21 protein-coding genes are annotated in these 26,921 nt (G+C 69.5%); 14 read left to right on the top strand and 7 right to left on the bottom strand.

Features of this window, described 5'->3' with window-relative positions; translation table 11 throughout:
• Positions 1–3: 3 nt before the first annotated feature.
• The 3 genes from EDC02_RS21320 (at position 4) to EDC02_RS21310 (ending at position 3,259) form a co-directional block, all read left to right on the top strand.
• A complete protein-coding gene (locus EDC02_RS21320) occupies positions 4–1,074 on the top strand; it encodes an iron ABC transporter permease (RefSeq protein WP_233606157.1) in 1,071 nt (356 codons plus the stop codon).
• On the top strand, positions 1,071–2,150 hold the full coding sequence (locus tag EDC02_RS21315; RefSeq protein ID WP_233606155.1) for an iron chelate uptake ABC transporter family permease subunit: 1,080 nt from the start codon (positions 1,071–1,073) through the stop codon (positions 2,148–2,150). The genes EDC02_RS21320 and EDC02_RS21315 overlap by 4 nt, the downstream gene beginning before the upstream one ends.
• 74 nt (positions 2,151–2,224) lie before the next feature.
• A complete protein-coding gene (locus EDC02_RS21310) occupies positions 2,225–3,259 on the top strand; it encodes an iron-siderophore ABC transporter substrate-binding protein (protein WP_123603483.1) in 1,035 nt (344 codons plus the stop codon).
• A 72-nt stretch (positions 3,260–3,331) separates the two neighbouring features.
• Here the strand turns inward: EDC02_RS21310 and EDC02_RS21305 are convergent, their stop codons facing one another.
• Entirely contained in the window at positions 3,332–4,714 is a 1,383-nt protein-coding gene (locus EDC02_RS21305) for a PQQ-binding-like beta-propeller repeat protein (RefSeq protein ID WP_123603482.1), read from the bottom strand.
• 75 nt (positions 4,715–4,789) lie between these two features.
• Between EDC02_RS21305 and EDC02_RS21300 the strand changes: the two genes are divergently transcribed.
• The 4 genes from EDC02_RS21300 to EDC02_RS21290 all read left to right on the top strand — a co-directional run bounded on the left by EDC02_RS21300 (position 4,790) and on the right by EDC02_RS21290 (position 8,324).
• Entirely contained in the window at positions 4,790–5,482 is a 693-nt protein-coding gene (locus EDC02_RS21300) for a vancomycin high temperature exclusion protein (protein ID WP_123603481.1), read from the top strand.
• Positions 5,479–5,940, top strand: a complete 462-nt coding sequence (locus EDC02_RS40925) for a helix-turn-helix domain-containing protein (RefSeq protein WP_199757719.1) — start codon at positions 5,479–5,481, stop codon at positions 5,938–5,940. Before EDC02_RS21300 ends, EDC02_RS40925 begins: the two co-directional genes overlap by 4 nt.
• A gap of 11 nt (positions 5,941–5,951) precedes the next feature.
• The gene (locus EDC02_RS21295) at positions 5,952–7,115 is read left to right on the top strand and encodes a DNA glycosylase AlkZ-like family protein (RefSeq protein ID WP_199757718.1); all 1,164 of its coding nucleotides are present in this window, start codon (positions 5,952–5,954) and stop codon (positions 7,113–7,115) included.
• A gap of 144 nt (positions 7,116–7,259) precedes the next feature.
• The gene (locus tag EDC02_RS21290; protein ID WP_123603480.1) at positions 7,260–8,324 is read left to right on the top strand and encodes a GDSL-type esterase/lipase family protein; all 1,065 of its coding nucleotides are present in this window, start codon (positions 7,260–7,262) and stop codon (positions 8,322–8,324) included.
• Between the two features lie 78 nt (positions 8,325–8,402).
• Here the strand turns inward: EDC02_RS21290 and EDC02_RS21285 are convergent, their stop codons facing one another.
• The 4 genes from EDC02_RS21285 to EDC02_RS21270 all read right to left on the bottom strand — a co-directional run bounded on the left by EDC02_RS21285 (position 8,403) and on the right by EDC02_RS21270 (position 13,727).
• Positions 8,403–9,689 (bottom strand): fibronectin type III domain-containing protein, encoded by a 1,287-nt coding sequence (locus tag EDC02_RS21285; protein ID WP_123603479.1) that lies wholly within the window; start codon positions 9,687–9,689, stop codon positions 8,403–8,405.
• 151 nt (positions 9,690–9,840) lie between these two features.
• Entirely contained in the window at positions 9,841–11,418 is a 1,578-nt protein-coding gene (locus tag EDC02_RS21280) for a S8 family peptidase (RefSeq protein ID WP_123603478.1), read from the bottom strand.
• A 192-nt stretch (positions 11,419–11,610) separates the two neighbouring features.
• Entirely contained in the window at positions 11,611–12,603 is a 993-nt protein-coding gene (locus tag EDC02_RS21275; protein WP_123603477.1) for an acetylxylan esterase, read from the bottom strand.
• Positions 12,604–12,641: 38 nt separating this feature from the next.
• Positions 12,642–13,727, bottom strand: coding sequence for a LacI family DNA-binding transcriptional regulator (locus EDC02_RS21270; RefSeq protein ID WP_123603476.1), 1,086 nt, complete (start codon positions 13,725–13,727; stop codon positions 12,642–12,644).
• Positions 13,728–14,025: 298 nt separating this feature from the next.
• Here EDC02_RS21270 and EDC02_RS21265 point away from each other — a divergent pair, with 298 nt between their 5' ends.
• From EDC02_RS21265 to EDC02_RS21235, 7 genes are all read left to right on the top strand, one after another.
• On the top strand, positions 14,026–15,024 hold the full coding sequence (locus EDC02_RS21265) for a sugar ABC transporter permease (RefSeq protein WP_123603475.1): 999 nt from the start codon (positions 14,026–14,028) through the stop codon (positions 15,022–15,024).
• Entirely contained in the window at positions 15,021–15,947 is a 927-nt protein-coding gene (locus EDC02_RS21260; protein WP_233606153.1) for a carbohydrate ABC transporter permease, read from the top strand. Before EDC02_RS21265 ends, EDC02_RS21260 begins: the two co-directional genes overlap by 4 nt.
• 59 nt (positions 15,948–16,006) lie before the next feature.
• A complete protein-coding gene (locus EDC02_RS21255; protein ID WP_123603474.1) occupies positions 16,007–17,656 on the top strand; it encodes an extracellular solute-binding protein in 1,650 nt (549 codons plus the stop codon).
• 80 nt (positions 17,657–17,736) lie between these two features.
• On the top strand, positions 17,737–19,266 hold the full coding sequence (locus EDC02_RS21250) for a xylan 1,4-beta-xylosidase (protein WP_233606151.1): 1,530 nt from the start codon (positions 17,737–17,739) through the stop codon (positions 19,264–19,266).
• On the top strand, positions 19,259–19,948 hold the full coding sequence (locus EDC02_RS21245) for a YesL family protein (protein ID WP_123603472.1): 690 nt from the start codon (positions 19,259–19,261) through the stop codon (positions 19,946–19,948). The genes EDC02_RS21250 and EDC02_RS21245 overlap by 8 nt, the downstream gene beginning before the upstream one ends.
• A complete protein-coding gene (locus EDC02_RS21240; RefSeq protein WP_123603471.1) occupies positions 19,945–21,981 on the top strand; it encodes a beta-galactosidase in 2,037 nt (678 codons plus the stop codon). The genes EDC02_RS21245 and EDC02_RS21240 overlap by 4 nt, the downstream gene beginning before the upstream one ends.
• 343 nt (positions 21,982–22,324) lie before the next feature.
• The gene (locus tag EDC02_RS21235) at positions 22,325–24,037 is read left to right on the top strand and encodes an FAD-binding oxidoreductase (RefSeq protein WP_123603470.1); all 1,713 of its coding nucleotides are present in this window, start codon (positions 22,325–22,327) and stop codon (positions 24,035–24,037) included.
• Positions 24,038–24,101: 64 nt separating this feature from the next.
• Here EDC02_RS21235 and katG read toward each other — a convergent pair whose 3' ends face one another.
• Positions 24,102–26,378 carry a catalase/peroxidase HPI gene (katG, locus tag EDC02_RS21230; protein WP_123603469.1) on the bottom strand — a complete coding sequence of 759 codons (2,277 nt, stop codon included), beginning with the start codon at positions 26,376–26,378 and terminating at the stop codon, positions 24,102–24,104.
• Positions 26,378–26,830, bottom strand: coding sequence for a Fur family transcriptional regulator (locus EDC02_RS21225; RefSeq protein WP_123603468.1), 453 nt, complete (start codon positions 26,828–26,830; stop codon positions 26,378–26,380). The genes katG and EDC02_RS21225 overlap by 1 nt, the downstream gene beginning before the upstream one ends.
• Between the last annotated feature and the right edge of the window lie 91 nt (positions 26,831–26,921).

The following is a 26,921-nucleotide window of genomic DNA, read 5'->3' as shown; positions in this document are numbered from 1 at the left end:
GCGATGCTTACCTCACTCCGGGCCGGTCGGGGTGAGCATGTCGGACAAGATGTGACCCAAAGTGGCCGGGCCTTCACGATGGGTCGGCGACTTTTCGGGCTGCTGGTCGCCGTACTGCTGCTGGCCCTGACCGTATTCGCCAGCCTCGCCCTCGGATCCCGCGACATCGCGCTGCCGGTGGTGGTCGAGGCGCTGGTCGACCGCGACCCAGCGGTCAACGACCACGTCGTCATCTGGGAGCTGCGGCTGCCCCGGACCGTGATCGGGCTGCTCGCCGGTCTCGCCCTCGGCCTTTCCGGCGGGCTCATGCAGGGACTGACCCGTAACCCGATCGCCGACCCCGGCCTGCTCGGCATCAACGCCGGAGCCTCGCTCGCCGTCGTCGCCGCGATCACCTGGCTCGGCATCGGCACCACCGCCGGGTACATCTGGTTCGCGTTCGGCGGCGCGACCCTCGCCGCGCTGCTCGTCTACGGCATCGGGTCGATGGGCGGCGACGGCGCGACCCCGGTGAAACTCGCCATCGCCGGCTCGGCGCTCACCGCCGTGCTCACCTCGCTGATCACCCTGGTGCTGCTGACCAACCTGCAGACCCTGGAACGCTACCGGTTCTGGCAGGTCGGCTCGCTGGTCGGGCGGGACCTCGACACCGCCCGTACGGTGCTGCTGTTCATCGTCGTGGGCACCGTAATGGCGCTGGTCTCCGGCCGGGTGCTCAACGCGCTCAGCCTCGGCGACGACGTCGCCCACGGGCTCGGCCAGCACGTGGTCCGGGACCGGGCGGTCATCATGACCGCGACCGTGCTGCTCTGCGGGTCGGCGACGGCGCTCACCGGACCGATCGTCTTCGTCGGGCTGGTCGTGCCGCACGCCGCCCGCTGGGTGACCGGGCCGGACTACCGGTGGATCCTCGCCTACGGCGCGGTGCTCGGTGCCGCCCTGCTGGTCGCGGCCGACGTGCTCGGCCGACTGGTCGCCCCGCCCGGTGAGGTCGAGGCCGGCCTGGTCGTCGCGTTCCTCGGCGCACCGGTGCTGATCGCCCTGGTCCGCCGCTCCCGATTGGCCAGCGTGTGACCGGCACCGACACCCGCGACCGTACCGTCGGTCTCGAGCTTCCCGCGCTGGGCCGGCTGCGGCGTCGTCGCCGCCGCCGGGCCACCGTCGTGCTGGCCGGGTTGGTCGGGGTCGTCGCGATCTTCGCCCTGCTCAGCCTCAGTCTCGGTGCCTACCGGATCTCGGTGGACGGGGTGCTGCGTACCCTGATCGGGCAGGGCAGCGGCCGGGACGACTTCATCATCCTCAGCCTGCGGCTGCCCCGACTGGTCGCCGGAATTCTGGCCGGCGCCGCGTTCGGCCTGGCCGGCGGCATCTTCCAGACCCTGTTGCGCAACCCGCTGGCCAGCCCGGACATCATCGGCGTCACCGGCGGGGCCAGCGCCGCCGCGGTGTTCGCGCTGGTCACGCTCGGCGCCGGTAGCCTCGGCGTGTCGGTCGCCGCGTTCGTCGGCGCGGCCGGTACGGCGACCGCCGTGTACCTGCTCTCCTGGCGGGGCGGGCTGACCGGGTACCGGTTCGTGCTGGTCGGCATCGCCGCCGCGTTCATGGCGCACGCTGTCCTCGGCTACCTGCTGACCCGGGGGGAGGTACGCGAGGCGCAGACGGCGTTGTCCTGGATGGTCGGCAGTCTGGGCAGCGCCCGCTGGCCGGAAATCGCCGTCCTGGCGACGCTGCTCGGCGTGCTCACCCCGGTGCTGCTGGCGTTGCGTCCGGCGCTCGGGCTGCTGCAGTTCGGCGACGACACCGCGACCGGCCTGGGGGTGCGGCTGGAACGCAGCCGGATCAGTCTGCTGGCGATCGCGGTGGCCCTCGCGGCAGTGGCGACCGCGGTGACCGGGCCGATTGCGTTCGTGGCGTTCGTCGCGATGCCGATCGCCCGGCGGATGATGCGCTCCGGGGCCCCGGTGCTGCTGCCGGCAGCCCTGGTCGGTGTGCTGGTGGTGACCGGGGCGGACCTGGTCGCCCAGCACCTGCTGCCCGGCAACGTGAAGACCCCGGTCGGCATTGTCACCGCGGTGATCGGCGGGCCGTATCTGCTGTGGTTGCTGGCCACCGCTGGCCGGAATCACGGCTCGGTAACCAGAATTACATAGGCTAGCCAAACCTAACTTGGCCGTGGTTGCATGTGCTGACCTTCGCGGACGACCCCGCGCTCGTAGGAGAGACAGTGATCAGCAGAAAACTCAGCCGCGTCCTTTTCGCCGCCCCACTCGCCCTCACCATCGGCCTGACCGCGTGCGGTTCCGGTGACGATTCCAGCACCGACGACGCCGCGACCGGTGGCAGCTCGGCCGGCTTCCCGGTGACCATCGAGCACGCCCTCGGCGAGACCACCATCGAAGACACCCCGACCCGGGTGGTCGCCTGGGGCTGGGGCAGCGCCGACGCCGCCATCGCGCTCGACGTGGTGCCGGTGGCCATCCCGTTCCAGAGCTACGGCGGCGACGCCAACGGCGTACTGCCGTGGATCGCCGAGAAGCTCGACGAGACCGGCGCCGAGGTGCCCACCGTCCTGCCGGACGCCCAGGAACCGCCGTTCGACGAGATCGCCGCCGCCGACCCGGACCTGATCCTCGCCGTCTACTCCGGCATCGACCAGGAACAGTACGACCTGCTCAGCCAGATCGCGCCGACGGTCGCCTACCCGGGTGAGGCGTGGGCCACCCCGTGGCGGGACCTGATCACCACCGTCGGCACCGCGCTCGGCAAGAGCGACGAGGCGCAGGCGCTGCTGGACGACATCGACGCGCGGATCGCCACCAAGGCCGAGGAGAACCCGCAGCTGGCCGGCAAGAGCGTCGCCATGGTCTGGGACTCCGCCGGCACCTTCTACGTCTACAAGGAGGCCGACCCGCGGGTCGAGTTCGCCCTCGACCTCGGGATGACCGGCGCGCCCAGCGTCAACGACCTCGGCACCGACGAGTCGACGTTCTACTTCACCATGAGTTACGAGCAGCTCGATCAGCTCACCTCGGACGTGCTGGTGTCGTTCGCCACCACTCAGGAGGAACAGGACGCGTTCCTCTCCTCGCAGGCCGCGCAGACCATGCCGCAGATCCAGTCCGGGGCGGTCGCCTCACTGGTCGGTGCCGAGTTCATCGCCTCGGTATCGCCGCCCACCGCGTTGTCGGTCACCTGGGGCCTCGACGAGTACGTCGCCGCGCTCGCCGAAGCCGCCGACAAGGTCGACGCCGCTTCCTGAGCGACCACCCGGCCCGGCCCAGCCCTGCCCAGCCGGCCCAGGCCGGGCCCGGTCAGGTCAGGTCAGGTCAGGTCAGAGTTCGTAGTGCCAGATGCTGATCGCGTCGGCACCCAGCCGGCAGACGATCGTGCTGCGGTCGCCGACGCAGCCGCCGACCGGTCCGGGGACGCTACCGACCATGCGTACCGTCTCCGGACCCGCCGGCGACAGCACCGCGAGCCAGGCCGGTCCGGTCTCGGCCGGCTGCCGGTAGCCGACGAACGTCGCGTCGCCGCGCCCCTCCAACTCGGTCTCCCAGGCGCTCAACGGCAGCAGGGTCCGCCCGGTCCCCGGGTCGATGATCCGCCCGCTGCCCGAACCCGCCTCGGCGCTGGCATCCGCCACCGCCACCGACGCGGGATACCCGCGACCGTCGCCGTCCGCCGCGGCACCGGACCCGCCGTCGGCCGACACGCTGTACGCCACCAGGTAGCTGTCGAAGTCGACCACCAGGTCGGCCGGCACCCGCCAGACGGTCCGGCCGGTCACCGGGTCGACCGCCTCGATCCGGGAGTCGTCCGGGAAGCAGATCAGCTCGCCGCAGCCGGTGATCCGGCCCGGTCCGTACCGCACCGGTCGGTGCCACAGCTGCCGCAACGTCGCCGGGTCGTGGCCGGTCACCCCCAGCTCACCGCCGCGCCACTGGCGCAGCAGCAGCGTGCCGGCCATGCTGTCCGGCCGGGACACCTCACCCAGCTCGGCGGTACGCAGTACCGTGCCGTCGCGCCCGTCGCGTACCTCCGCTCGGCCGTCGGTGCCGACCAGCAGCGCCTGCCCGGCGGACCCGGCCAGCACCTCGGTCGGCACGGCCAGGTCGGTTCGCCACAGCTCGTCACCGGTCGCCAGGTCAACCGCGCGCAGCGTCGACGAGGTGGCGCCGGCGTCGTCCGGTTCGTCGATCAGGGCGGTACGCCCGTCGTCGGTCAGCACCAGCCCGTCCGGTGCCACCCACCGGGTCTGCCCGGTCTGCGCGTCCAGGATCACCGTCGAGCCGGTGCCGGGGCCGGACCTCGGGTCGACCAGCACCACGTCACCGGTCCGGCGCACCTGCCGCAGCCGCCAACTCGCCGCGTCGAACGGCACGGTCCAGCGCAGCGCGCCGTCGGGTACGCCGTACGCGGACAGCTGCCAGGTGGTCGCCGTGCCCTGCGCGGCGGCCGAGGTGACCAGCAGCCGGTCCCCGGCGAGCACGATGTCCCGGGCCTTCACCTGATGACTGGCGACCTGGACGAGCAGCGGGCCGCTGGGCGGGGCCGCGCCGGCCAGGCCGACGAGCAGCACCAGGCCGACGACGGCGGCGAGCGGACGAACCCGGCCGGCGGCCAGCCGTACCCGCCGCGGCGATCGCCACCACCGTCCGGCCGGTGGTGACGGCGGTGCCTCGGGGTGGCGGGCCAGGCCCAGCTCGATGACCATGCGCTCCACACTCTTTCCTGTCGCGGCCGGTGTCCAGTGGCCGGGCGCGATGTGCCCGTCGACCATAATTACGGCATGGACGACGCCCTGGCTCATCCGTCCCGTCGAACCCGTTGGCTGCGCCGCAAACTGACCCTCTGCGCGGCGGCGGCGGTCGCGGTCGCGCTGCTGGTGACCGGCAGCGGGTACTGGGTGCGGGCGTCGGCGGCCGAGCACGTCTACGAGCTGGCCAGCGTGCCGGCCGCGCCGGTCGCCCTGGTCCTCGGGGCGCAGGTCCGGCCGGACGGTACGCCGTCGGAGTTCCTGGCCGGTCGGCTGGAGGTGGCCCGGCGGCTGGTCGAAGCCGACCGGGTCCGGGCGGTGCTGGTCTCCGGTGACCACCGGGAGTGGGACTACGACGAGCCGGGCGCGATGCGGCGTTGGCTGATCGACCGGGGCGTGCCGGCGGACCGGATCGTGCAGGACCACGCCGGTCTGGACACCTACGACTCGTGCCTGCGGGCGCGCCGCGTCTTCGGTGTGGAGCAGGCGATCGTGGTGACGCAGAGCTTCCACATCGAGCGGGCGGTCACGGTCTGCCGGCGGGTCGGCGTGGACGCGGTCGGCGTCGGCGACGATTCGGTACGCCGATTCGAGCGGGCCTGGCGCTGGGGCGCGTTCCGGGAGCGGTTCGCTGCGGTCAAGGCCGCGTACGACGTGCTGGTGGGCCGGGATCCGGCGCTGCCCGGCCCACCCGAGACCAGCCTCGACGACGCCCTGCGCGAGTGAGTCTGCGGCATCAGGGACATTTTGTCCGGTATCTGGCTGATTGGATCGCCCGGTTGATCGAAGACGGCGAGACGTACGAGGTCGAGTTCAAGGGTGAACGGCGGGAGCGACTCAATGACCGTGACTTGGTGGAGGCGGTCGTGTGCCTCGCCAACGGAAATGGCGGGGTGTTGCTCGTCGGCGTCGAGGACGACGGGGTCGTCAGCGGAGCGCGTGCTCGGCACGAGGCTGGCGGCACGGATCCGCTGCGGGTTCAGGCTCTGATCGCGAACATGACGCAGCCTCCACTCTCGGCTGTAGTGGGACCTATGTTCGGCGGGCGATTGCTGGTGACGGTAGTCCGACATGTGTCCCGTATCATGCTCACGAGATGCTCGCTCACGAGGTGGACCGTGGCGCCATTTACTGGGCTGGCCTCCGAGTCGGTGGTGCCGGGTGGGAAGACCTGGATCCGCTAGAGTTCGAGCGGATGCGGCGATTGACAGCGGCTGCTGGCAATGGGTCTGATCGGATACTGGCATCCTTGTCCGATCGAGAGATAGTGAACGCTCTTGGGCTCGCCGGGCGTAGCGGCGATATCTCGACGGGGGCTCTGCTGCTGTTCGGTAAGGTTCCTGCGCTGCGTAGGTATCTTCCGACTCATGAAGCGGCATTTCAGGTGGTTAACGGGATGCAAGTTGAGGTCAACGAGTTCTTCGCCTATCCGCTTCTCCGGCTGGCCGAGGAATTCTCGCTGCGGTTTCGCGCTCGTGTCCGAGAAGACGAGCTCGAATTCGGGTTGCTTCGGGTAGCCGTAGCTTCATACTCGGAGGTTGCGTTCCGAGAGGCGCTGGCGAACGCGTTGATTCATCGCGACTACACTCGTCGAGGGGCGGTGCATGTTCAGTGGGCGGAGGATCAGCTCGAGATTTCTAGTCCCGGAGGGCTGTCGACTGGCGTGAGGATCGACAATCTCCTCGTCGCACCGCCGCACCCTCGTAGTCCACTCCTTGCGGACGCTTTCAAGCGGACCGGACTGGTAGAGCGAACCGGTCGAGGCATCAATCGGATGTATGCCGAGCAGCTGCGTCTCGGGAAGCCGGCACCGGATTACGGAAGGACGACCGATACACACGTTGTGGCAATCCTGCCTGGTGGGCCGGCGAATATTTCGATGACGAGGTGGGTGTTGGAGCAGGAGCGGCGGCTAGGTGCGCCGCTTGGGCTCGGCGAACTTCAGGTGCTTACCGAGTTGGTGCGGGAGCGACAGGCTTCAACACGTGACCTCGCCGATCTCGTCCAGCGTACGGAGAGCGAGGCACGGAATCTGCTGGCTCGGATGGTCGAGCGAGGCTGGGTCGAGGCGCGTGGCAGCGGAAAGGGACGTACCTGGCACCTATCTGCCGCAGTCTATCGCGTTTTGGATGTTCCGTCAGGCTATGTCCGAATAAAAGGATTTGAGTCGCTCCAGCAGGAGCAGATGGTTTTGCAGTACGTGTCAGCTCATGGCCGGATTACCCGGGCACAAGCAGCAGATCTCTGTTCTCTCGCACCCGATCAGGCAAGTCGTTTGTTGCGGAGGCTTGCGAGGGAAGGCAAGCTCCTGCAGCAGGGGGAAAGGCGGTGGGCCAGCTACGCTCGGCCGAACGGCTGACCCGTCTTGTCTCCCTGTGGTCATGCCTGCCGTTCGGCGCAGCGTGCTGGCCGTTCGTCGCTGGGGCCACGGCGCGCGTCGGACCGGTCGGCCGATGAACATCTAGATTGATAGATGTAGATGTTCATCGGAGGGAGTTTTCCCATGACCTCGACCGTCCGTCGATGTACGGCGGCGCTGGCGGCCGCGCTGCTGGTCGCCGTCGCGCTCGCGATCGGCAACGGCGCCAACGCCCAGCCGTCCGCCGTGCGGATCATGCCGCTCGGTGACTCGATCACCGACGGCTTCAACGTCCCCGGCGGCTACCGCATCGACCTGTGGCAGAAGTTCCAGGCCGGTGGGTACACCGTGGACTTCGTCGGATCCCAGTCCAACGGGCCGGCCAGCCTGCCCGACCGGAACCACCAGGGCCACTCGGGCTGGCGGATCGACCAGATCGACGCCAACATCGTCAACTGGCTGAACGCCTCCGACCCGCAGACGATCCTGCTGCACATCGGCACCAACGACATCACCCAGAACCGGGACCTGCCGAACGCGCCGAACCGGCTCGCCGCCCTGATTGACAAGATCACCAACACCGCGCCGGACGCCCACCTGTTCGTCGCCACGATCATCCCGGCCAGCTTCAGCGACGCCCAGTTCCGCGCGTACAACTCGGCGATCCCGCAGATCGTGCAGAGCCGGGCGAACGCCGGCCGCCGGGTGCACCTCGTCGACATGTACTCGGCGCTCACCACCGCCGACCTGGCCGACGGCGTGCACCCGAACGCCACCGGGTACAGCAAGATGGCCACCAGGTGGTACGACGCCCTGCTCTCCGTACCCGGAAGTCTGAACCCGGGCGGCGGACCGAGCCCGAGCCCGACCACCCCGCCACCGCCTACGACCGCGCCGCCGACCACCCCGCCGCCGGGTGGTGGCTGCACCGCCACCGTCTCGCTCAACCAGTGGCCCGGCGGGTTCGTGGCAACCGTCCGGGTCACCGCAGGCTCGGCCGGACTCACCGGCTGGACCGTCGGGATGACTCTGCCCGGCGGTGCCACCGTCACCAACGCGTGGAACGCCGACCGCAGCGGCAACAGCGGCCCGGTGCAGTTCCGCAACGTCAGCTACAACGGCCGGGTCGGTGCCGGGCAGTCGACCGAGTTCGGCTTCCAGGGCACCGGCAGCGGCTCCGGCATGACCCCGTCCTGCACCGCCAGCTGACCCACCCGTAGCGGTCCCTCTTTGCGGGCGACCGTCAGGTGCCACGGCCGTGGCACCTGACGGTCGCCCCGCGTCAACTCACGGCGTGAAGGTGCAGCCGTAGTCGCTCCAGGCCGACGGCCCGGCGGCGTTCACCGCCTGCAACGCGAAGCACATCCAGGTGCCGGGTGTCAGGCCGGTCCAGATGTACGAGGTGGTGTTCGCCGGGATCGTACGGTGCGTCACTCCGTTGTAGAGGTTGAAGCTGGTCTCGATGCTGGAGTTGTCGGTCCAGGTGACCAAGATGCGGTTGCTGTCCAGGGCGGTGGCGGTCACGTCGGTGACCGCCGCCGGCGGGCACGCCCCGTCTCGATAGCCGTAGTACGCGATCCGCTTCTCCGCGTTGCCGTCGTACAGGCCGAAGTTCCGGTCTGGGTCGTTGAAGTCCTGCATGGTGAACCAGGTGGCGGCGACAACCTCCGGCCGCCAGTTCTGGTGCAGCATCTGGAACGCGTTGACCAGGTTGTGGCACTGGGTCGCTTCGTCTATCGAGGGGTTCACCGGCCAGCCGAACTCGGTGAGGTACAAGGGCTCGCCGAACGCGTCGTCCAAAGCCCAGACGAAGGCGTTCAGGTGCTGCTGACCAGGCGTACCCATCGTCACATGCTCCACGTACGGGTGGATCCCGATGCCGTCGACCGCCCCCGGCAGGTTCTGGTAGCCGCCGTAGCCGTTGGCGCCGATGGCGGCGCTGACCGCGTTCAGGTACTCGATGGGCTGGTTGGGGGTGACGCCACCGCTGATGACCTGGTCTCCGCAGTCGCGTACGGCCCGGGCGGCGAGACCGAGCAACTCGGCGTAGTCGGCGGCCGGCACCAGGGTTCCGTCGAGTGACGGCTCGTTCCACACCTCCCAGACGTCGATCTGGCTGTAGCCGGTGTCGCAGGCGACTTGGCCCGCTCGGCTGGCGAACAGCTGCGGGTCGATGTCGAGTCCTTCGCCGTACACGAAGTCGTTGCTCAGCAGGCCGATGACCTTGATGTGGGGTGCCTGGCTCGCGATCGTGCCAAGCAGGCCGTGATAGGCGGCGGTGGGGTCGCAGCCGGCTTGCGAGGCGTCGCCGGCAGCGCGCGGGTCGATACGGATCCAGGCGGTCCGCGCCAGCAACCAGGGGTCGCCGAGAAACAGGTTGATCGGTGTGGTCAATTGACAGGTGTCCAGGTTGACGACCTGCCCGAACTGCAAGCCCTGAGCGTCCGTTCCCTGGGCTTGTGCCTGCTGTGCCGGTCCGGCGACGACCAGTGTCGCTGCGAGAAGTGTGGAAATCGCTCCAGCGGCGAGTCTCTTTAATGGACGGTTGACTGAGCGGGCGAACACAATCGTCATGTGTCTATGTTTGGTGAATCCATGTCGTTGTCAACGCCTCGAACTCAATCGATGTAAATGAAATGTCGACCGTCCTGGGAATGTTTGATTGGTCTCAGGCGGTCCGTTCGGCGGTCGATCCGCTGGACCGACCGCCGAACGGACCAACCGGTCAGCTGGTCAGGTAGCCGAGGCGGCCTTCGACGATCTGTCCCTCGCAATTGCTGGCGATGGAGTCGAAATGGTCGCCGCTGGACATCCGGCACCGGTAGAGCGTCCGGTACGACCCGGACGGCGGTGAGGTGTAGGCGTAGCCGATCCGCCCGATCACCTGCTGCCCTTCACAGTTGGCGTCGATGGAGGTCATGTAGTCCCAGCCGCCGACCCGGCACTGGTAGAGCGCCCGGGTGCCGGAGACCTGGCTGGTCCGTACCGTGCCCAGCGCACCCTCCCGCTGGTAACCGGAGAACGACGTGTCGGTGGAGCTGACGTGGTCACGGCCGTTCCAGAAGCGGTAGAGGACCGCGGTCGGTGACGGCGCGCCCTGGGCGACGAACAGCAGCCGGTTCGGCGAGCCGCTGCCCGGGTTGGTGATCTTGTTCGGCGTCGAGTTGGCGAACATCGTGCTGGCCACCTGTGCCGGGGACATGTTGGGGGTGGTGGCGAGGATCAGCGCCGCCGCGCCGGCCACGTGCGGTGCGGCCATCGAAGTGCCGCTGATCGTGTTGGTGGCGGTGTCGCTGGTGTGCCAGGCCGAGGTGATGCCCTCGCCGGGGGCGAAGATGTCGGTGCAGGTGCCGTAGTTGGAGAACGACGCCCGGGCGTCCGTGCGGGTGCTGGCGTTGACGGTGATCGCCTCGGCGACCCGGGCCGGCGTGTAGTTGCAGGCGTTGGCGTTGCTGTTGCCGGAGGCGATCGCGTAGACGACCCCGTCGGCGATCGAGTTGCGGACCGCGTTCTCGACTGTGGTGTTGCTTCCGGGACCGCCGAGACTCATGTTCGCCACGGCGGGCACACCGGGGGCGTGGTGGGCGGTGACCCAGTCCACTCCGGCGGCGACCCCGGAGAACGAACCCGATCCGGCGCAGTTGAGTACCTTGACGGCGACCAGCGCGACGCCCTTGGCAACTCCGTACTGCGATCCGCCGATGGTGCCGGCGACGTGCGTACCGTGGCCGTTGCAGTCGGTGTTGTTGCCGTCCCCGGTGGTGTTGGTGCCCCAGCTGGCGCGGCCGCCGAACGTGCTGTGGCTGGTGCGGATCCCGGTGTCGATGACGTACGCGCGGACGGTGGGCGCGGTGGTCGGGTAGGTGTAACGGTTGTCCAGCGGCAGGTCGCGCTGGTCGATCCGGTCGAGACCCCACGACGGCGGGTTGGTCTGGGTGGCGGCGGTGCTGACCACGCCGTCCTGCTCGACGTAGGCCACGTCGGGTCGGGCGGCGATCCGCCGGGCCGCCGACTCGCTCATCGTCGCGGCGAAGCCGCGCAGCGCGTGCGAGTAGACGTGCCGTACCTTCGCGCCGTACCGCGCCGCCAGGTCCGTGGTGCGGGCCTGGCTGCTCGCGGTCGCGCCGTCAGAGAAGACGACGATGTAGCTGCCGGCGATGGCGTCCGGGCTGTCGGCCCCGAGAATCTCGCCGGGGGCGGCGGAGGCGGGGGAGGCGGTTGCCGACAGCAGCAGGGCCGCTGCCGCGGCCACTACGCCGCTGGTGGCCGTCCTGCGGAGCCAGGACGATCCGGGTCCACTCATCTTCGATCCCTTCTGGGTCGCCTGCCCTTCTGGGTCGCCTGCCGGCGGAGAAAACGCGGGCAGGCGGCAGCGACCGCTGCTCGGTTTCGCGCACTGGACAGCAGGACATTAACCTACGTTAATGACTGCTGTCCAGTGTCGACATGATGGCAGAGGTCCGGAGATGAGTTGTTGGTTCGGGCCGGTGGCGTTTCAGGGGAATAGTTCGTGTAGCCAGCGCAACTGTCGGCGGACCTGCTCCGCCTCGCCGCCTTCGTGGCCGTTGAACGGATACGGGTGAATTTCCCGATCCGGTCGGTCCGGGCGCCCATTTCCGGCACCGTACTGGTTGTACGCGGCGAATACCGTGCTCGGCGGGCAGACGGTGTCGCGCAGCCCGATGCCGAAGTGCGCCGGCGCCACCGCGGTGCGGGCGAACGACACCCCGTCGAAGTAGGACAGGGTACGGCGTACCGCTGGCTCGGCGTCGCGGTGCACGGCGAGGTACCGGGCGACGTCGCCGTACGGCTCGTTGTCGGTGATCTCGATCGCCCGCCGCCAGTGGCAGCCGAACGGCGCGGTGCAGATCAGCGCGGCCAGATCGTCGACCAGACCAGCGACGGCCAGGGCGAGCCCGCCGCCCTGACTGTTGCCGGCCGCGACCACCCGGGCCGGGTCGACGCCGGGCAGCGTGCGCACCGCCGTCACCGCGCGGACCGCGTCGGTGATCAGCCGCCGGTAGTAGTAGCCGGTGGGGTCGAGGATCCCCCGGGTCACCGGCCCCGGGCCACCGGCGGCGGCAGGGTGCGGATCCGGGGTGTCCCCGCCGTTGCCGTACTGGTCGCCCTGACCACGGGCGTCCATCAGCAGGTGCGCGTAGCCGGCGACCGGCCAGGTCAGCCGCTCGTGCGGCAGGCCCCGGCCCCGCCCGTAGCCGAGATACTCGACGACCGCCGGCAGCGGCGTGTCGACCCCGGCCGGTCGGGTGTACCAGGCGTTGACCGGGTCCCCGCCGAACCCGCGGAACGTCACCTGCCAGGTGTCCAGCAGGCGCAGGTCGGTCGGCTCCGGACGGACGTCGAGCAGCACGTCACGGCTGGCGGCATCGTCCAGGGTCGACTTCCAGAACGTCGTGAAGTCGGCCGGTTCGACGACAGATGGGTTGTACGTCGCAAGTTGCGGCAACGGCAGATCAAACGAGGGCACTGAATCTCCCAGGTGACGAACGCACGGTGGACAGTCGCTCAGGCGGTCGGGGGCGGGGCGGTGCTCTCCCGGATCACCAACTCGGTGACCAGGTCGATGCGGCTGGTCGACAACTCGGCACCGCGGGCCAGGTCCAGCAACATCTGCGCGGCGGTGCCGGCCATGTCGCGCAGCGGCTGGTTGACGGTGGTCAGCGCGGGCACCGTCCAGGCGGCGACCGGCACGTTGTCGTACCCGATCACCGAAAGGTCGTGCGGGACGTCCAGGCCGAGCTGGCGGGCGGCCCGTAGCACGCCCAGTGCCTGCATGTCGGATCCGGCGAAGATCGCGGTCGGCCGGTCCGGGCGGTCCAGCAGCGCCATTCCGTGTGCGAAGCCGGCGTCGACGTAGAAGTCGCCGTGCCGGACGAGGTCGGCCGTGACCGACAGGCCGGCCTCGTCGTGGGCCGACCGGAATCCGGCGGTACGGGCCTGAGCGCACAGCACGTCCCGTGGTCCGGAGATGATGGCGATCCGCCGATGCCCGAGCTGCAGCAGGTGCCGGGTGGCGATCAGCCCGCCGTTCCAGTTGTTGGATCCGACGGTCGGCACCGACGCCGACGTGGCGCTGTCGGTGTCGATCACTACGAACGGGATGAGCTGGCGGGCGAGTAGCTCCTGTTGCCGTTCGGTGAGGTGGCACAGGACGAAGAGCACGCCGAGCGGACGACGGGCCACCGTGCCGTCGAGCCAGTCCTTCGGCGGGCTGTGCCGGCCGCCGAGCTGGGTCAGGTTGAGACCGATGCCGGCGGCGCTGGCGATGGTTTCCACCCCGTGGATGATCTCCATCGCCCAGAGTGAGTCGAACTCGTGGAAGACGAGATCGATCTGGTCGTGGCGGATCGGCGGGCGCCGGGCCCGCCGGCGGTACTGGTGCCGGGCCAGGCTGGCCTCCACCCGGGCTCGGGTCTGCGGCGCCACGTCTGCCTTACCATTGAGAACCTTGGATACGGTGGTGACCGAGACGCCGACCTCGTCGGCGATGGTGGCGATGGTCGTCGGAGACGGTGGGTCGGTGGTCGGGACGGAGGTGGGAGTCGACGGTGCGGCGGGACGTGCTGGGGGCAGTGGCGGCGCTTCTGTCATGTGTGCCTCACGTAAGGTAACCGAAACTTCCGGAGCTGAACCTGCTGGTAAGCCCGGGGTCGGCGTGTGTCAGGGGTGGCGGTGAGTAGGGCTTCGGTGGCATTCGAGCGACCTCAAGCGCACTCTATGCAGTTGAAGGTCCGGTTCGGTGACCCTTGACACACCATGCCGGGGAGTTTAGGTTCCCCGCAAGGTAACGCACATATTTCCGAAAGTTTCGAGGGATGTGTCCCGCGAGGCGTTCTCTGCTGCCGGCAGGGGGCCGGTGGCGGGCCGGACGTGAGGGGCGGCAACTGGGATGAGCACACCCAGCACGGTCGATGCGTCGCCGCAGGCGCAGGTGCCCTTGCCGCCGGTCGACGATCTACCGCGACGCGGCCGGAGCCGGCCCCGCTCACGTACCTGGCGGCGGGCGCTGCGCCGCGACTGGCAGCTCTACTCGCTGGTCATCCTGCCGTTGGTCTTCTTCCTGATCTTTCGCTACCTGCCGATGCTGGGAAACGTCATCGCGTTCCGGCGGTTCCAGCCCGGTGGCAGCGTCTTCGGCGAGTACTGGGTCGGTCTGCGCTACGTCCGGATGTTCCTCGCCGACCCGACGTTCTGGCAGGTCTTCACCAACACCCTGATCCTCGGCACGCTCACCCTGGTCGTGGTGTTCCCGCTGCCGATCGTGCTCGCCCTGCTGCTCAACGAGGTCCGCGCCCGCCGGATGAAGCGGTTCGTCCAGTCGGTGTCCTATCTGCCGCACTTCCTGTCGATCGTGATCGTCGCGGCGATGGTGATGCAGATCCTCTCGGTCGACGGCACGGTCAACTCGATCATCCGGGCGTTCGGCGGTGACGCGATCCCGTTCCTGCAGCAGCCGGGCTGGTTCCGCACCATCTACGTCTCCTCCGAGGTGTGGCAGACCGTCGGCTGGGGGACGATCCTCTACCTCGCCGCCCTCACCACGATCGACGAGGACCTCTACGAGGCGGCCCGGATCGACGGGGCGAACCGGTGGCGGCAGACCTGGCACGTGACGCTGCCCGGCATCCGGCCCACCATGATCACCCTGCTGATCCTCAACATCGGCACCTTCATGGCGGTCGGCTTCGAGAAGATCCTGCTGCTGTACAACCCGCTGACCTACCCGACCGCCGACGTGATATCGACGTACCTCTACCGGATGGGTGTCGTCTCCAGCAACTTCAGCTACGCCGCCGCCATCGGCCTGTTCGAGGCGCTGATCGGGCTGACCCTGGTGCTGTCCGCCAACCTGATCGCCCGTCGCACAGTGGGGACGAGCCTGTGGTGACCGTCGACGCCTCCCGCAAGCTGTTCCAGCCGACCCGACGCCGGCCCCGCCGGCCCGACGACACCCGCGGCTACCGGATCTTCCGGGCGGTAAACGGGATCATCCTGACCGGCGTCGTGATCGTCACGCTCTACCCGTTCGCCAACATCGTCGCCCGCTCGCTCAGCGACGAGGGCTACATCCGGTCCGGCCAGGTCAACATCATCCCGCGCGGGTTCAACCTGGAAACCTACCGCCTCGTGATGTCCGACTCGATGTTCTGGACCAACTACCGCAACACCATCGTCTACACGGTCACCGCTACCGTCATCTCGATCGTGCTCACCACCTGCTACGCCTACGTCCTGTCGAAGAAGGACCTCAAGGGTCGCGGCATGCTGGTCGGCATCGCCGTCTTCACCATGTTCTTCTCCGGTGGCCTGATCCCCAACTACGTGCTGATCACCAGCCTCGGGCTGAAGAACAGCATCTGGGCGATCGTGCTGCCCAACGCGATCAACGTGTTCAACCTGCTGGTCATGAAGGCGTTCTTCGAAAGCCTGCCGACCGAGCTGGAGGAGGCCGCTGCCGTCGACGGGCTCAACACGTACGGCATCCTCTGGCGTATCGTGATCCCGCTGTCAAAGGCGATCATCGCAACGATGGTGCTCTTCTACGCGGTCTCGTTCTGGAACTCGTGGTTCACCGCGTTCCTCTACATGGACCGCTCCGAACTCTTTCCGGTGACCGTCTACCTGCGCAACCTGATCGCCGGGGCAACCACCGCGACCTCCACCGGAAGCAGCAGCGACAGCCTCGCCCAGGCGGCCGCGAACATCCAGGCCGTCACCATCATCCTGACCGTACTACCGATCATCATGGTCTATCCATTCATTCAGCGCTACTTCGTGTCGGGCATCATGCTCGGCGCGGTCAAGGGGTAGCGCTGCGGAAAGGTCCGCCCCATTCAACTGAATGCCTTCCGCACACGAAAGGAAGTCCGATGTTCCAACGATCCCGGCACCGCCACGCAGCGGTCGCCGTCGGCGTCCTCGCCCTCTCCCTCGGTATCGCCGCCTGTGGCAGCGACGGCGAAACCGAGGCGGCGGACCTGGACGGCAACAGGGTCGGTGCAATGGAGAGCTACGGCGTCGGTGACCAGTTCACCGCCACCGAGGCGCTGAGCTTCTCCCTGCTCTACAACAACCACCCCAACTATCAGATCGACAAGGAGTGGATGTTCTGGGACGAGCTGGCCGAGCGCACCAACGTGTCGCTCGAAACGGTCGAGGTGCCGCTGAGCGACTACGAGCAGAAGCGTGGCCTGCTGATCGGCGCCGGCGACGCGCCGTTCATCATCCCGAAGACCTACCCCGGTCAGGAGTCGGCTTACGTCTCCAGCGGCGCGATCCTGCCGATCAGCGACTACGTCGACCTGATGCCGCACTTCCAGGACAAGGTCGCCAAGTGGAACCTGCAGGGTGACATCGACTCGCTGCGCCAGCAGGACGGCAAGTACTACCTGCTACCCGGTCTGCACGAGGACGTCTGGACCGAATACTCCATCGCCGTGCGCACCGACATCCTCGCCGAACTCGGCCTCGAGGAGCCGGCCACCTGGGACGAGTTCCGGGAGATGCTGCGGGCGATGAAGGCCGCGTACCCGGACGTCTACCCGATGTCGGACCGGTGGAGCATCCCCACCCCGCTGGGCGCGCTGCAGAACATCATCGGCCCGTCGTACGGCTACGACACGATGGGCGGCTGGGGCTACCAGAACGCCTCGTTCAACCGGGAGGCCCAGGAGTTCGTCTTCACCGGCACCATGCCGGAGTACAAGGAGATGGTGGAGTTCCTGCACTCGCTGGTCGCCGAAGGTCTGTTCGACCCGGAGAGCGTGACCCAGGACGACGACACCGCGATCCAGAAGCTCGCCACCGGCAAGTCGTTCGTCATCAGCACCAACCAGCAGACCCTGGTCAACGACTACCGGCCGGCGTTGGCGCAGAACAACCCGAACGCCACCATCGCCAAGATCACCCGGCCGGACAGCCCGGTCGGCTCGGTCAATGCCGGCTCCCGTCTGGAAAACGGCATCATGATCTCCAGCAGGGCGCGGGAGAGCGAGAACTTCGTCGCGATGATGCAGTTCATCGACTGGCTCTGGTACTCCGACGAGGGCCAGGAGTTCGCCAAGTGGGGCGTCGAAGGCGTCACCTACACCAAGGACGCCGACGGCAAGTGGATCCTCGACGCCGACATCGACTTCGTCGGAATCAACCCCGACGCCAGCAAGCACCTGCAGAAGGACTTCGGCTTCAGCAACGGAGTGTTCGCCTACGGCGGCACCACCGAGCTGCTGCAGTCGACGTTCTCCGAAGAGGAGCTGAGGTTCCAGGAGGCGATGGGGCAAAAGGAGACCCTGCCGGTGTCGCCGCCGAGGCCGTTCACCGAGGAGGAACGGGAGCAGGCCACGCTCTGGGAGACCCCGCTGAAGGACTACGTCCAGCAGCAGACCCTGCAGTTCATCCTCGGCCAGCGTGACCTGTCCGAATGGGACGCCTACGTCGCCGAGGTCGAGGGCAAGAACGCCCAGCAGTACATCGACCTGGTCAACGGGGCGTACCAGCGTTACCAGGAAGAGCACGGCTGACCACCGGAGGGGGTGCCGGTCGCGTCCGTGGCAGGGACGCGACCGGCACGGCCGGCACCATCATGAGGAGCGGAGCAGAGTTGACCCGGATCGTCGTACCGCCGCAGGGCACCGGCGCCCTGCCGGACGCCTGGCGGGCCTGCGTCGGCACCGGCCGGCTCGACCTCGCGCTGCGCAGCGACTACCAGGAGTCCCTGGCGCTGGTCCAACGGGAGATCGGCTTCCGCTACATCCGGGGGCACGGGCTGCTCAGCGACGGCGTCGGCATCCACCGCCCGTACGAACACGGCGGCCGGCGCGGCGTGCACCACTCGTTCACCTACGCCGACCAGATCGTCGACGCCTACCTCGACCTCGGCATCGCCCCCTTCATCGAGCTCGGCTTCATGCCCGAAGCACTCGCCGCCGGCGACCAGACCGTCTTCTGGTGGCGCGGCAACGTCACCCCGCCCCGCTCCGAAACCGAGTGGGCCGACCTGGTCCGCGCCACCATCGGCAACCTCGTCGACCGGTACGGGCTGGACCAGGTCCGCAGCTGGCCGATCGAAGTATGGAACGAACCCAACCTGGACATCTTCTGGCAAGGCGCCGACCAGGCCGCCTACCACCGGCTGTACGAGGTGACCGCGCACGCCGTCAAGGAGGTCGACGCCGACCTGCAGGTCGGTGGGCCGGCGATCTCGCCCGGCGCCGACGAGTGGCTGGTGCCGTTCGCCGAGTACGTCACCGAACGCGGCGCACCGGTCGACTTCGTCAGCCGGCACGCATACACCTCCGGGCCGGCCCAGCACGTGCCGTTCGGCACCCACCAGACCCTGATGCCCGCTGACCACCTGCTGGAACAGTTCGCCAGCCCGCGCAAACACCTGGCCGGCACCGCCCTGGCCGAACTGCCGGTGCACATCACCGAATTCAACTCCTCCTACCGGCCGGACAATCCGATCCACGACACCGCGTTCCACGCCGCGTACCTGGCCCCGGTCGTCGCGGCCGGCGGCGACCTGGTCGACTCGTTTTCCTACTGGACGTTCAGCGACGTCTTCGAGGAGGTCGGTATCCCGGCCGCGATCTTCCACGGCGGCTTCGGCCTGCTCACCCACCGGCAGATCAGAAAACCCACCTACCATCTGTACGCGTTCATGGCCCGGATGGGCCGTCAGGTGCTCGCCCGGGGCACCGACCACCTGGTCACCCGCGACGACGACACCGGTCGGGTCACCGTGCTGGCCTGGGCGCCGGTCGACGTCACCGACGTCACGGCATCCCCGGACCGGCACACCGTCGACCTGTCGGTCCCGGTCAACGCCCCGGCCGGCTCGGCGTTCCTGCTGCGCAGGTCGGTCAGCGACGACGCCGGCAACGCCTGGCGGGCCTGGTGCGAACTCGGCCGCCCCCGCTCACCTCGGCCGGCGCAGCTCGACGCGTTGCGTACCGCCGCCGAACCGGCCCGCAGCCACCGTGCGCTGCCGGTCGTCGACGGCCGGGCCGACGTCGACCTGACCCTGACCCGGCACGAGGTCACCCTGGTCGAGATCACCCCGGTGGTCGATGAGGCGCCGCCGTGGTCCGACGACCGGCGGCTGCTCGGGCAGGGCGGCCGTGATGAGTGACCTGGCCGCCGCGCAGCGGCAGTTCGGCACCGGTCCACTGTCCCGGGTCGCGGCGATCGTGTACCGGCTGACCGTCGTCGAGCTGCTGCTGCTGGCCTGCGTACTGCCCGGCCTGGCGCCGGCGGTCCTGCTGGCCCGCGACCCCAGCAACCTCCCGCTCTACGCCGCCTGCGCCATCCCGGTCGGCCCGGCGCTGTCCGCCGCCCTGTACGCCATCGCCCGGCACCGCCCCGACATCACCGACCTGAACCCGGCCGTCGACTTCTGGCGTGGCTACCGGGCGAACCTCGGCGGGGCGCTGCGGATCTGGCTACCGCTGCTGGCCGGGCTGACCATCGTCGCGGTCAACCTGGCCTACTTCGGCGCGGCCGGGGTGCCGCGCTGGTGGGCGGCGCTGCTGGTCCTCGTCGCGGTCGCGGCGGCTGTCTGGGGCGGCACAGCGCTGGTGATTACCTCGCTGTTCGCGTTCCGAGCCCGCGACGTGGCCCGGCTCGCCGCGCACTTCCTGACCCGTACCCCGGGCGCCACCCTCGGTGTCCTCGCCCTGCTGGTGGTGGCGGCCGGAGTCACCGTGTACGCCTCCGAGGCGGTGCTGGCGCTGGTCGGCTCGGTGCTGGCGTTGCTGCTGCTGCGCACCAGCCGACCGATGATCACGGCAATCGAGAAGGAGTTCGTCCGGTGACGCTGCCCGACGTCGCGAAGATCCCGTACGGCGGGGACTACAACCCGGAGCAGTGGCCCGAGGACGTCTGGAAGGACGACTACCGGCTGTTCGAGGCGGCCCGGATCGACACCGTCACCGTCGGCGTCTTCACCTGGGGCCTGACCCAGCCCGGTCCCGGCCTCTACGACTTCTCCACGCTGGACCGCATCGTCGAGCGGGCAGCCGCCGAGGGCCGGCAGATCTGCCTGGCCACCGGCACCGGCGCGCATCCGGCCTGGATGGCGCGCGCCCACCCCGATGTGACCCGCGTCGACTTCTCCGGCCGCCGGCACCGGTTCGGCCAATGGCAGAACTCGTGCCCCAACTCGCCGACGTACCGCCGACTCGCCACCGAGCTGGCCCGGCGCGTCGCGCAACGCTACGCGCGGACCCCCGGCCTGGTCGCCTGGCACGTCAACAACGAGTACGGCGGCGCCTGCTACTGCGAGCTGTGCGCGGCGAACTTCCGGCTCTGGCTGCGTCAGCGGTACGGCAGCCTCGACGCGCTCAACGCCGCCTGGTACACCACCTTCTGGTCGCACACCTTCACCGAGTGGGGGCAGATCGAGCCGCCGTCGGCGTTGACCGAACACTGGCGCGGGCCCGACCACACCGCGTTCCAGGGCATCACCCTTGACTACCTGCGGTTCATGTCGGACGCGATGCTGGCCAACTTCGTCGACGAGAAGGCGGCGATCCGCGAGTCCAGCCCGGACATCCCGGTCACCACCAACTTCATGGGCATGTACCGGCCGATCGACTACCACCGGTGGGCCGAGCATCTCGACTTCGCCTCCTGGGACAACTACCCGCCCGACGACCGGTCGGCGGCCCGGATGGCGCTCACCCACGACCTGATCCGCGGGTTGAAAGGCGGCCAGCCGTTCTGGCTGATGGAGCAGACGCCGAGCGTCACCGCCTGCCGCGACGTCAACCCGCTGAAACGGCCCGGCGTCATGCGGCTGTGGAGCTGGCAGGCGGTGGCGCACGGCGCCGACGCGGTGCTGTTCTTCCAGATGCGGGCCGGCCGGGGAGCCAGCGAGAAGTACCACGGGGCGGTCATCGGCCACGCCGGCCGATCCGACACCCGGGTCTTCACCGAGGTCGCCGAGCTGGGCGGGGAGCTGGACCGGCTCGGCGGCGTGACGCTCGGTGCCCGCACCCCGGCCCGGGTGGCGGTGCTCTTCGACTGGGACAGCTGGTGGGCGTTGGAGATCTCCGACGGCCCGTCCCGGCTGGTCCGCTACCAGCAGGTGGTGCTCGCCTACCACCGGGCACTGTGGGACGCGGGGGTGGACGTCGACGTGGTGCCGGTCACCGCCGACCTGACCGGCTACGACGTCGTGGTGGCCCCGGCCCTGCACATGGTCAAAGAGGATCTCGCGGCCCGCCTGGAGGGGGTCGCCCAGCGGGGTGGCACCGTGCTGGGAACGTACCTCTCCGGGCGGGTCGACGAGAACGACCAGGCGTTCCTGGCCGATGTACCGGGGCCGCTGGCCGCACTGATGGGGATCAGGATCGACGAATGGGACGCCCGGGAAGCCGACGTGGTCAACCCGGTCACCCTGGCGGCGGACGGTGCCCGGTCGGTCGTCTCCGCCGCAACGCTGCTGTTCGAGCTGGTCATCCCGCAGGGTGCCGAGGTGGTCGGAACCTACCAGGCCGACTTCTACGCCGGCACCCCGGCGGTCACCCGCAACCGGTTCGGCGCCGGTGAGGGGTGGTACGTCGCCGCCGGGCTCGACCAGGCCGGGGTTTCCTGGGTGGTACGTCGAATCCTGGACCGGCACGGACTACTCGGCCCGTACGCGCACGTGCCGGACCTGGAGTCGGCGGTACGGGTCGCGCCGGACGGCACCCGGATCCGGTTCCTGCTCAACCACGGTGCGGAGCCGGTCGAGCTGCCGGCCTGCGCCGCCGGGGTCGACCTGCTGACCGGAGTACGGGTCACCGCCGGGGCGCCGGTGCGCCTGGACCGGTACGGCGTACTCGTGCTCCGCGAGGACACCTGACGCCGCGCCGCCGTCGCGTCGGGGCGTCGCGTCCGTCGGGACGTCGTGTCACGCGGCGGGTCGAAGGTGGTGCACCCTATCGCGCCAGCTAGGGTGCACCACCCTCCGCCCGCCGCGCCGGCACCCCGACTCGATGATCCACAACGCTCTGTCGGACCGACACGCTCGGGGCCGGTCGGCTGAAGCGCTGTGGATCATGAGAGCGGCTGTGACCGGTGTACGCCGGACGGGTGACGTGTGCTCGAGGGACCCGAGTGGCGCCTGACCGGTGGCAGGGTCGGTGCGGTGGCCGGGGCGGAACCGACCGGCTGATCCGGAGGGTGCCAGCGGGGGAGCACGGACGATGGTGAGCAGACGTACGGCGTTGCGGGCAGGCGCGGTCGCCGGGCTGGTCCCGGCGGTCGGACTGATCGGGCGACCGGCCACGGCCGTACCGACGCCGGCCGACGAGCCGACCCGGACCCCGGCGGAGCAGCCGGCCCAGGTCAGGCCGCAGGACCCGGACATCGGATCGGGCACCGGCCGGGACGACGGTCCGTGGCGGGACCTGCCGGACCGACAGTGGGCGGAGCTGCAGCGGCGGCTGTCCGCGCAGGCCACCCTCTACCGGCGCGGCGCCGCGAGCTACCAGGCACTCAGCATCCCGTTCAACCACCGGTACGCCAACGTGCAACCGGCGGCGATCCTGGCCGCCGGGACACCCGACGACGTCGCGGCGGCGGTCAGCTGGGCGCGGGACGTCGGCATGCCGCTGGTGCCCCGCTCCAGCCTCGGCCACAACTACGCCGGCTACTCGACCACCCACGGACTGTTGGTGGTGATGAGCCGGCTGCGCGGCAGCACCGTCGCACCGGCCCCGGTGTCCCGGCCGCCGCAGCGGTACGGCCCGGTCGAGGTCACCCCGGACGCCGGCCTGCTCACCGTGGCAGCCGGCGTGGTCAACGCCGACCTGCGGCCACTGCTGCGGCGGCAGGGAATCGTGGTGCCGGCCGGCCGCTGCCCGACGGTCGGGGTGGCCGGGCTGGTGCTCGGCGGCGGCATCGGGTTCAACGACAAGATGTTCGGGCTGACCTGCGACCGGCTGACCGCGACCGAGGTGGTCCTGGCCGACGGCACGACGACCGGCTGCGACGAGACCACCGACCCGGACCTGTTCTGGGCCTGCCGGGGCGGGGCCGGCAACAACTTCGGCGTCAACACCTCGTTCACCTTCCGGTACGCACGGTTGCGCGGCGAGGTGACCTACTTCCAGCTCCGCTGGGGTGCCGACAGCGTGATGCCGGCGCTGTCCGCGATGCAGCAGGTCGCCGCCGCACAGCAGGCCGACCGGCGCTTCGACTGCCGGATCGGCGCCGGCACCACCGTCGGTGAGGGCGGACAGCATCAGGTGTACGCCGACGCGCTCGGCCAGTTCTACGGGTACGCCGACGAACTCGTCGGCGTCCTCGGGCCGGCGCTGGCGGTCGGCACCCGCGCCGAGCGGCAGGCCAACCGGGACAGCATCCGGCAGGTGACCCCGGCCGAGGCGGCGCAGCTGCTGTCCTCGACCACCCCGGCACAGCAGTTCGCGGTCAAGTCGGCGGTGCTGCGGTCCCCGCTGGACGAGGCGCAGCTGCAGACGGTGGCAGCCGGGCTGCGACGGTGGCCGGGCAGCCGTAACCCGGACGGTGCCGGGGTGGCGCTGTTCTGCATGGGCGGGCAGATCAACGACGTACCGCCGGACGCCACCGCCTTCGTGCACCGCGACGCCCTGTTCGTGCTGGCCGCCGAGGCGAGCTGGGCCGACGACGACCCACCCGAGGTGGGCCTGGCGAACGGCACCTGGTTGACCGGCCTGTACGACGAACTACTCGGCGGACGGCCGCCGGTCGGGGCGTACCAGAACTTCCCGGACCCGCACCTGGCCGACTGGCGGCGGGCCTACTACGGCGACAACTACCAGCGGCTGGTCGAGGTGAAACGCAAGTACGACCCGACGGACTTCTTCACGTACCCGCAGGGCATCGGCTCCTGCGGCTCCGTTGACGGCTACGCCAACCGGTGGTGTCCCCGCTGACCCGGGTACCCGGGTCAGCGGGGCAACAGCCGTCGAACCTGTCGGAAGCCGTCGAACGTTTCGATCAGGACAGGTCGAACCGGTCCAGTTCCATGACCTTGACCCAGGCCGCGACGAAGTCGGTGACGAACTTCTCGCCGGCGTCGCTGCTGGCGTACACCTCGGAGAGGGCGCGCAGCTGCGAGTTCGAGCCGAAGATCAGGTCGACCGCGGTCGCGGTCCACTTGACCTCGTCGGTGGCCAGGTCACGGATCTCGTACACGTGCTCGCCGGACTCCGCCGCCTTCCACCGGGTGCCGGGGGAGAGCAGGTTGGTGAAGAAGTCGTTGGTGAGCACGCCGGGCCGGTCGGTGAGCACGCCGTGCCGCGCACCGCCGATGTTCGCTCCGAGCGCCCGCAGACCGCCGACGAGCACGGTCATCTCCGGGGTGGACAGGTCGAGCATGTAGGCCCGGTCGACCAGCAGGACCTCCGGCTGGGTCTTCTCGCCCGGCCGCAGGTAGTTGCGGAACCCGTCGGCCCGCGGCTCCATCACCGCGAACGACTCGACGTCGGTCTGCTCCTGGCTGGCGTCGGTGCGGCCCGGGTGGAACGGCACGGTCACCTTGACCCCGGCGTCGTGCGCCGCCTTTTCGACGGCGGCCGAGCCGGCCAGCACGATCAGGTCGGCGAGCGAGATCTTCGCGCCGCCGGTCGCGTTGAACTCCTGCTGGATGCCTTCCAGGGTGCTCAGCACCGTGGCCAGCTGCTCCGGCTGGTTGACCTCCCAGCTGCGCTGCGGCTCGAGCCGCACCCGGGCCCCGTTGGCGCCGCCGCGCTTGTCGGTGGAGCGGAAGCTCGCCGCCGACGCCCAGGCGGTGCTGACCAGCTGCGCGGTGCTCAGCCCGGAGTCGAGGACCTTCGCCTTGAGCGCAGCCACGTCGGCGTCGCTGACCAGCTCGTGGTCGACGGCGGGCACCGGGTCCTGCCACAGCTGGGCCTCGGGCACCCACGGCCCGAGGAACCGGCTGACCGGGCCCATGTCGCGGTGCAGCAGCTTGTACCAGGCCTTGGCGAAGGCCAGCGCGAACTCGTCCGGGTTAGCCAGGAACCGGCGGGAGATCTGCTCGTACGTCGGGTCGAAGCGCAGCGACAGGTCGGTGGTGAGCATCGTCGGCTTGTGCTTCTTCGCCGGGTCGTGCGCGTCCGGGATGATCGCCTCGGCGTCCTTGGCCACCCACTGCTTGGCCCCACCGGGGCTGGTGGTCAGCTCCCACTCGTACCCGAACAGGATCTCGAAGAAGCGGTTGCTCCACTGCGTCGGCTTGTCGGTCCAGGTGACCTCCAGGCCGCTGGTGATGGTGTCGCCGCCCTTGCCGCTGCCGTACGTGCTCAGCCAGCCCAGGCCCTGCGCCTCGATCGGCGCGCCCTCCGGCTCCGCACCGACGTGGGCGTCGGCGTCGCCGGCACCGTGGGTCTTGCCGAAGGTGTGGCCACCGGCGATGAGCGCGACGGTCTCCTCGTCGTTCATCGCCATCCGGGCGAACGTCTCCCGGATGAAGTGGGCCGCCGCGAGGGGGTCCGCGTTGCCGCGCGGGCCCTCCGGGTTGACGTAGATCAGGCCCATCTCGGTCGCACCGACCCCGCTGGCCATCTCCTTCTCGGAGAGGTACCGCGCGTCACCGAGCCAGGTGTCCTCCGGGCCCCAGAAGATCTCCTCCGGCTCCCAGACGTCCTCCCGGCCGAAGGCGAAGCCGAACGTCTTGAAGCCCATCGACTCCAAGGCGACGTTGCCGGCCAGCACCAGCAGGTCGGCCCAGGAGATCTTCTGGCCGTACTTGGCCTTGACCGGCCAGAGCAGCCGCCGGGCCTTGTCCAGGTTGGCGTTGTCCGGCCAGCTGTTCAGCGGGGCGAACCGCTGCCCGCCGTCGCCGGCGCCGCCCCGGCCGTCCTCGATCCGGTACGTGCCGGCGGCGTGCCAGCTCAGCCGGATCATCAGCCCGCCGTAGTGGCCGAAGTCGGCCGGCCACCAGTCCTGCGAGGTGGTGAGCACCTGGGTGATGTCCTGCTTGAGCGCCTCGACGTCGAGCTTGGCAAGCTCCTTGGCGTAGCTGAAATCCGCGCCCAACGGGTTGCCCTTGGGCGAGTGGGCGTGCAGCACCGACAGGTCGAGCTGGTTGGGCCACCAGTCCCGGTTGGTACGCGGCCGACCGCCCGTCTTGGGGGTCGGTGAGTCGATCGCCGGGTTCTCGCTCTCGCTGCCGTGCGCGGTCACCGAGTCGTGGGCGACCGGGCAGCCGGACGCCGCCATCTTGTCCACACCCTGTGCGCTGGTGGGACCGTTGTTCTGAGTGTCGCTCATCAGTTCCCTTCCGGATTGGCCGATAACGAAGTGGCGTTTTCGGTCGCGCAGCCGGGGCAGGTGCCCCAGTAGACGACCTCCGCCTCGTCGACCGTGAAACCGTGGTCGTCGGAGGCGGTGAGACAGGGGGCGGATCCGGTGGCGCAGTCGACGTCGGCGATCACACCGCAGGAGCGGCAGACGACGTGGTGGTGGTTGTCCCCGACCCGCCGCTCGTAACGGGCGGTCGCGCCGGCTGGCTGGATGCGCCGTACCAGCCCGGCGTCGGTGAGGACCCGCAGCACATCGTAGACCGCCTGGTGGGACACCGTCGGGTGGTCGGCACGCACCAGGTCGAGCACCGTGTCGGTGTCGACGTGCGGGCGGTCGCGTAGCGCCGCGAGGACTGCCAGCCTCGGCCGGGTCACCCGCAACGAGGCCGCCCTCAACTGCGCCTCGAGGTCGGATGTCACCGGGCCACGATAGGCCGTTTTCTGGAATCATTCAAGTTTCAGCGCTGCGGGCCGTGCGGGTGCCACGAAGAGCGGAAACCTGCAGGTCAGG

Origin of the sequence: Micromonospora sp. Llam0, assembly GCF_003751085.1 — a bacterium.
In the GTDB taxonomy this organism is placed as follows: domain Bacteria; phylum Actinomycetota; class Actinomycetes; order Mycobacteriales; family Micromonosporaceae; genus Micromonospora_E.
Note: the sequence above shows the minus strand (reverse complement) of the source record. Positions and strands in the feature narration are given on the sequence as shown.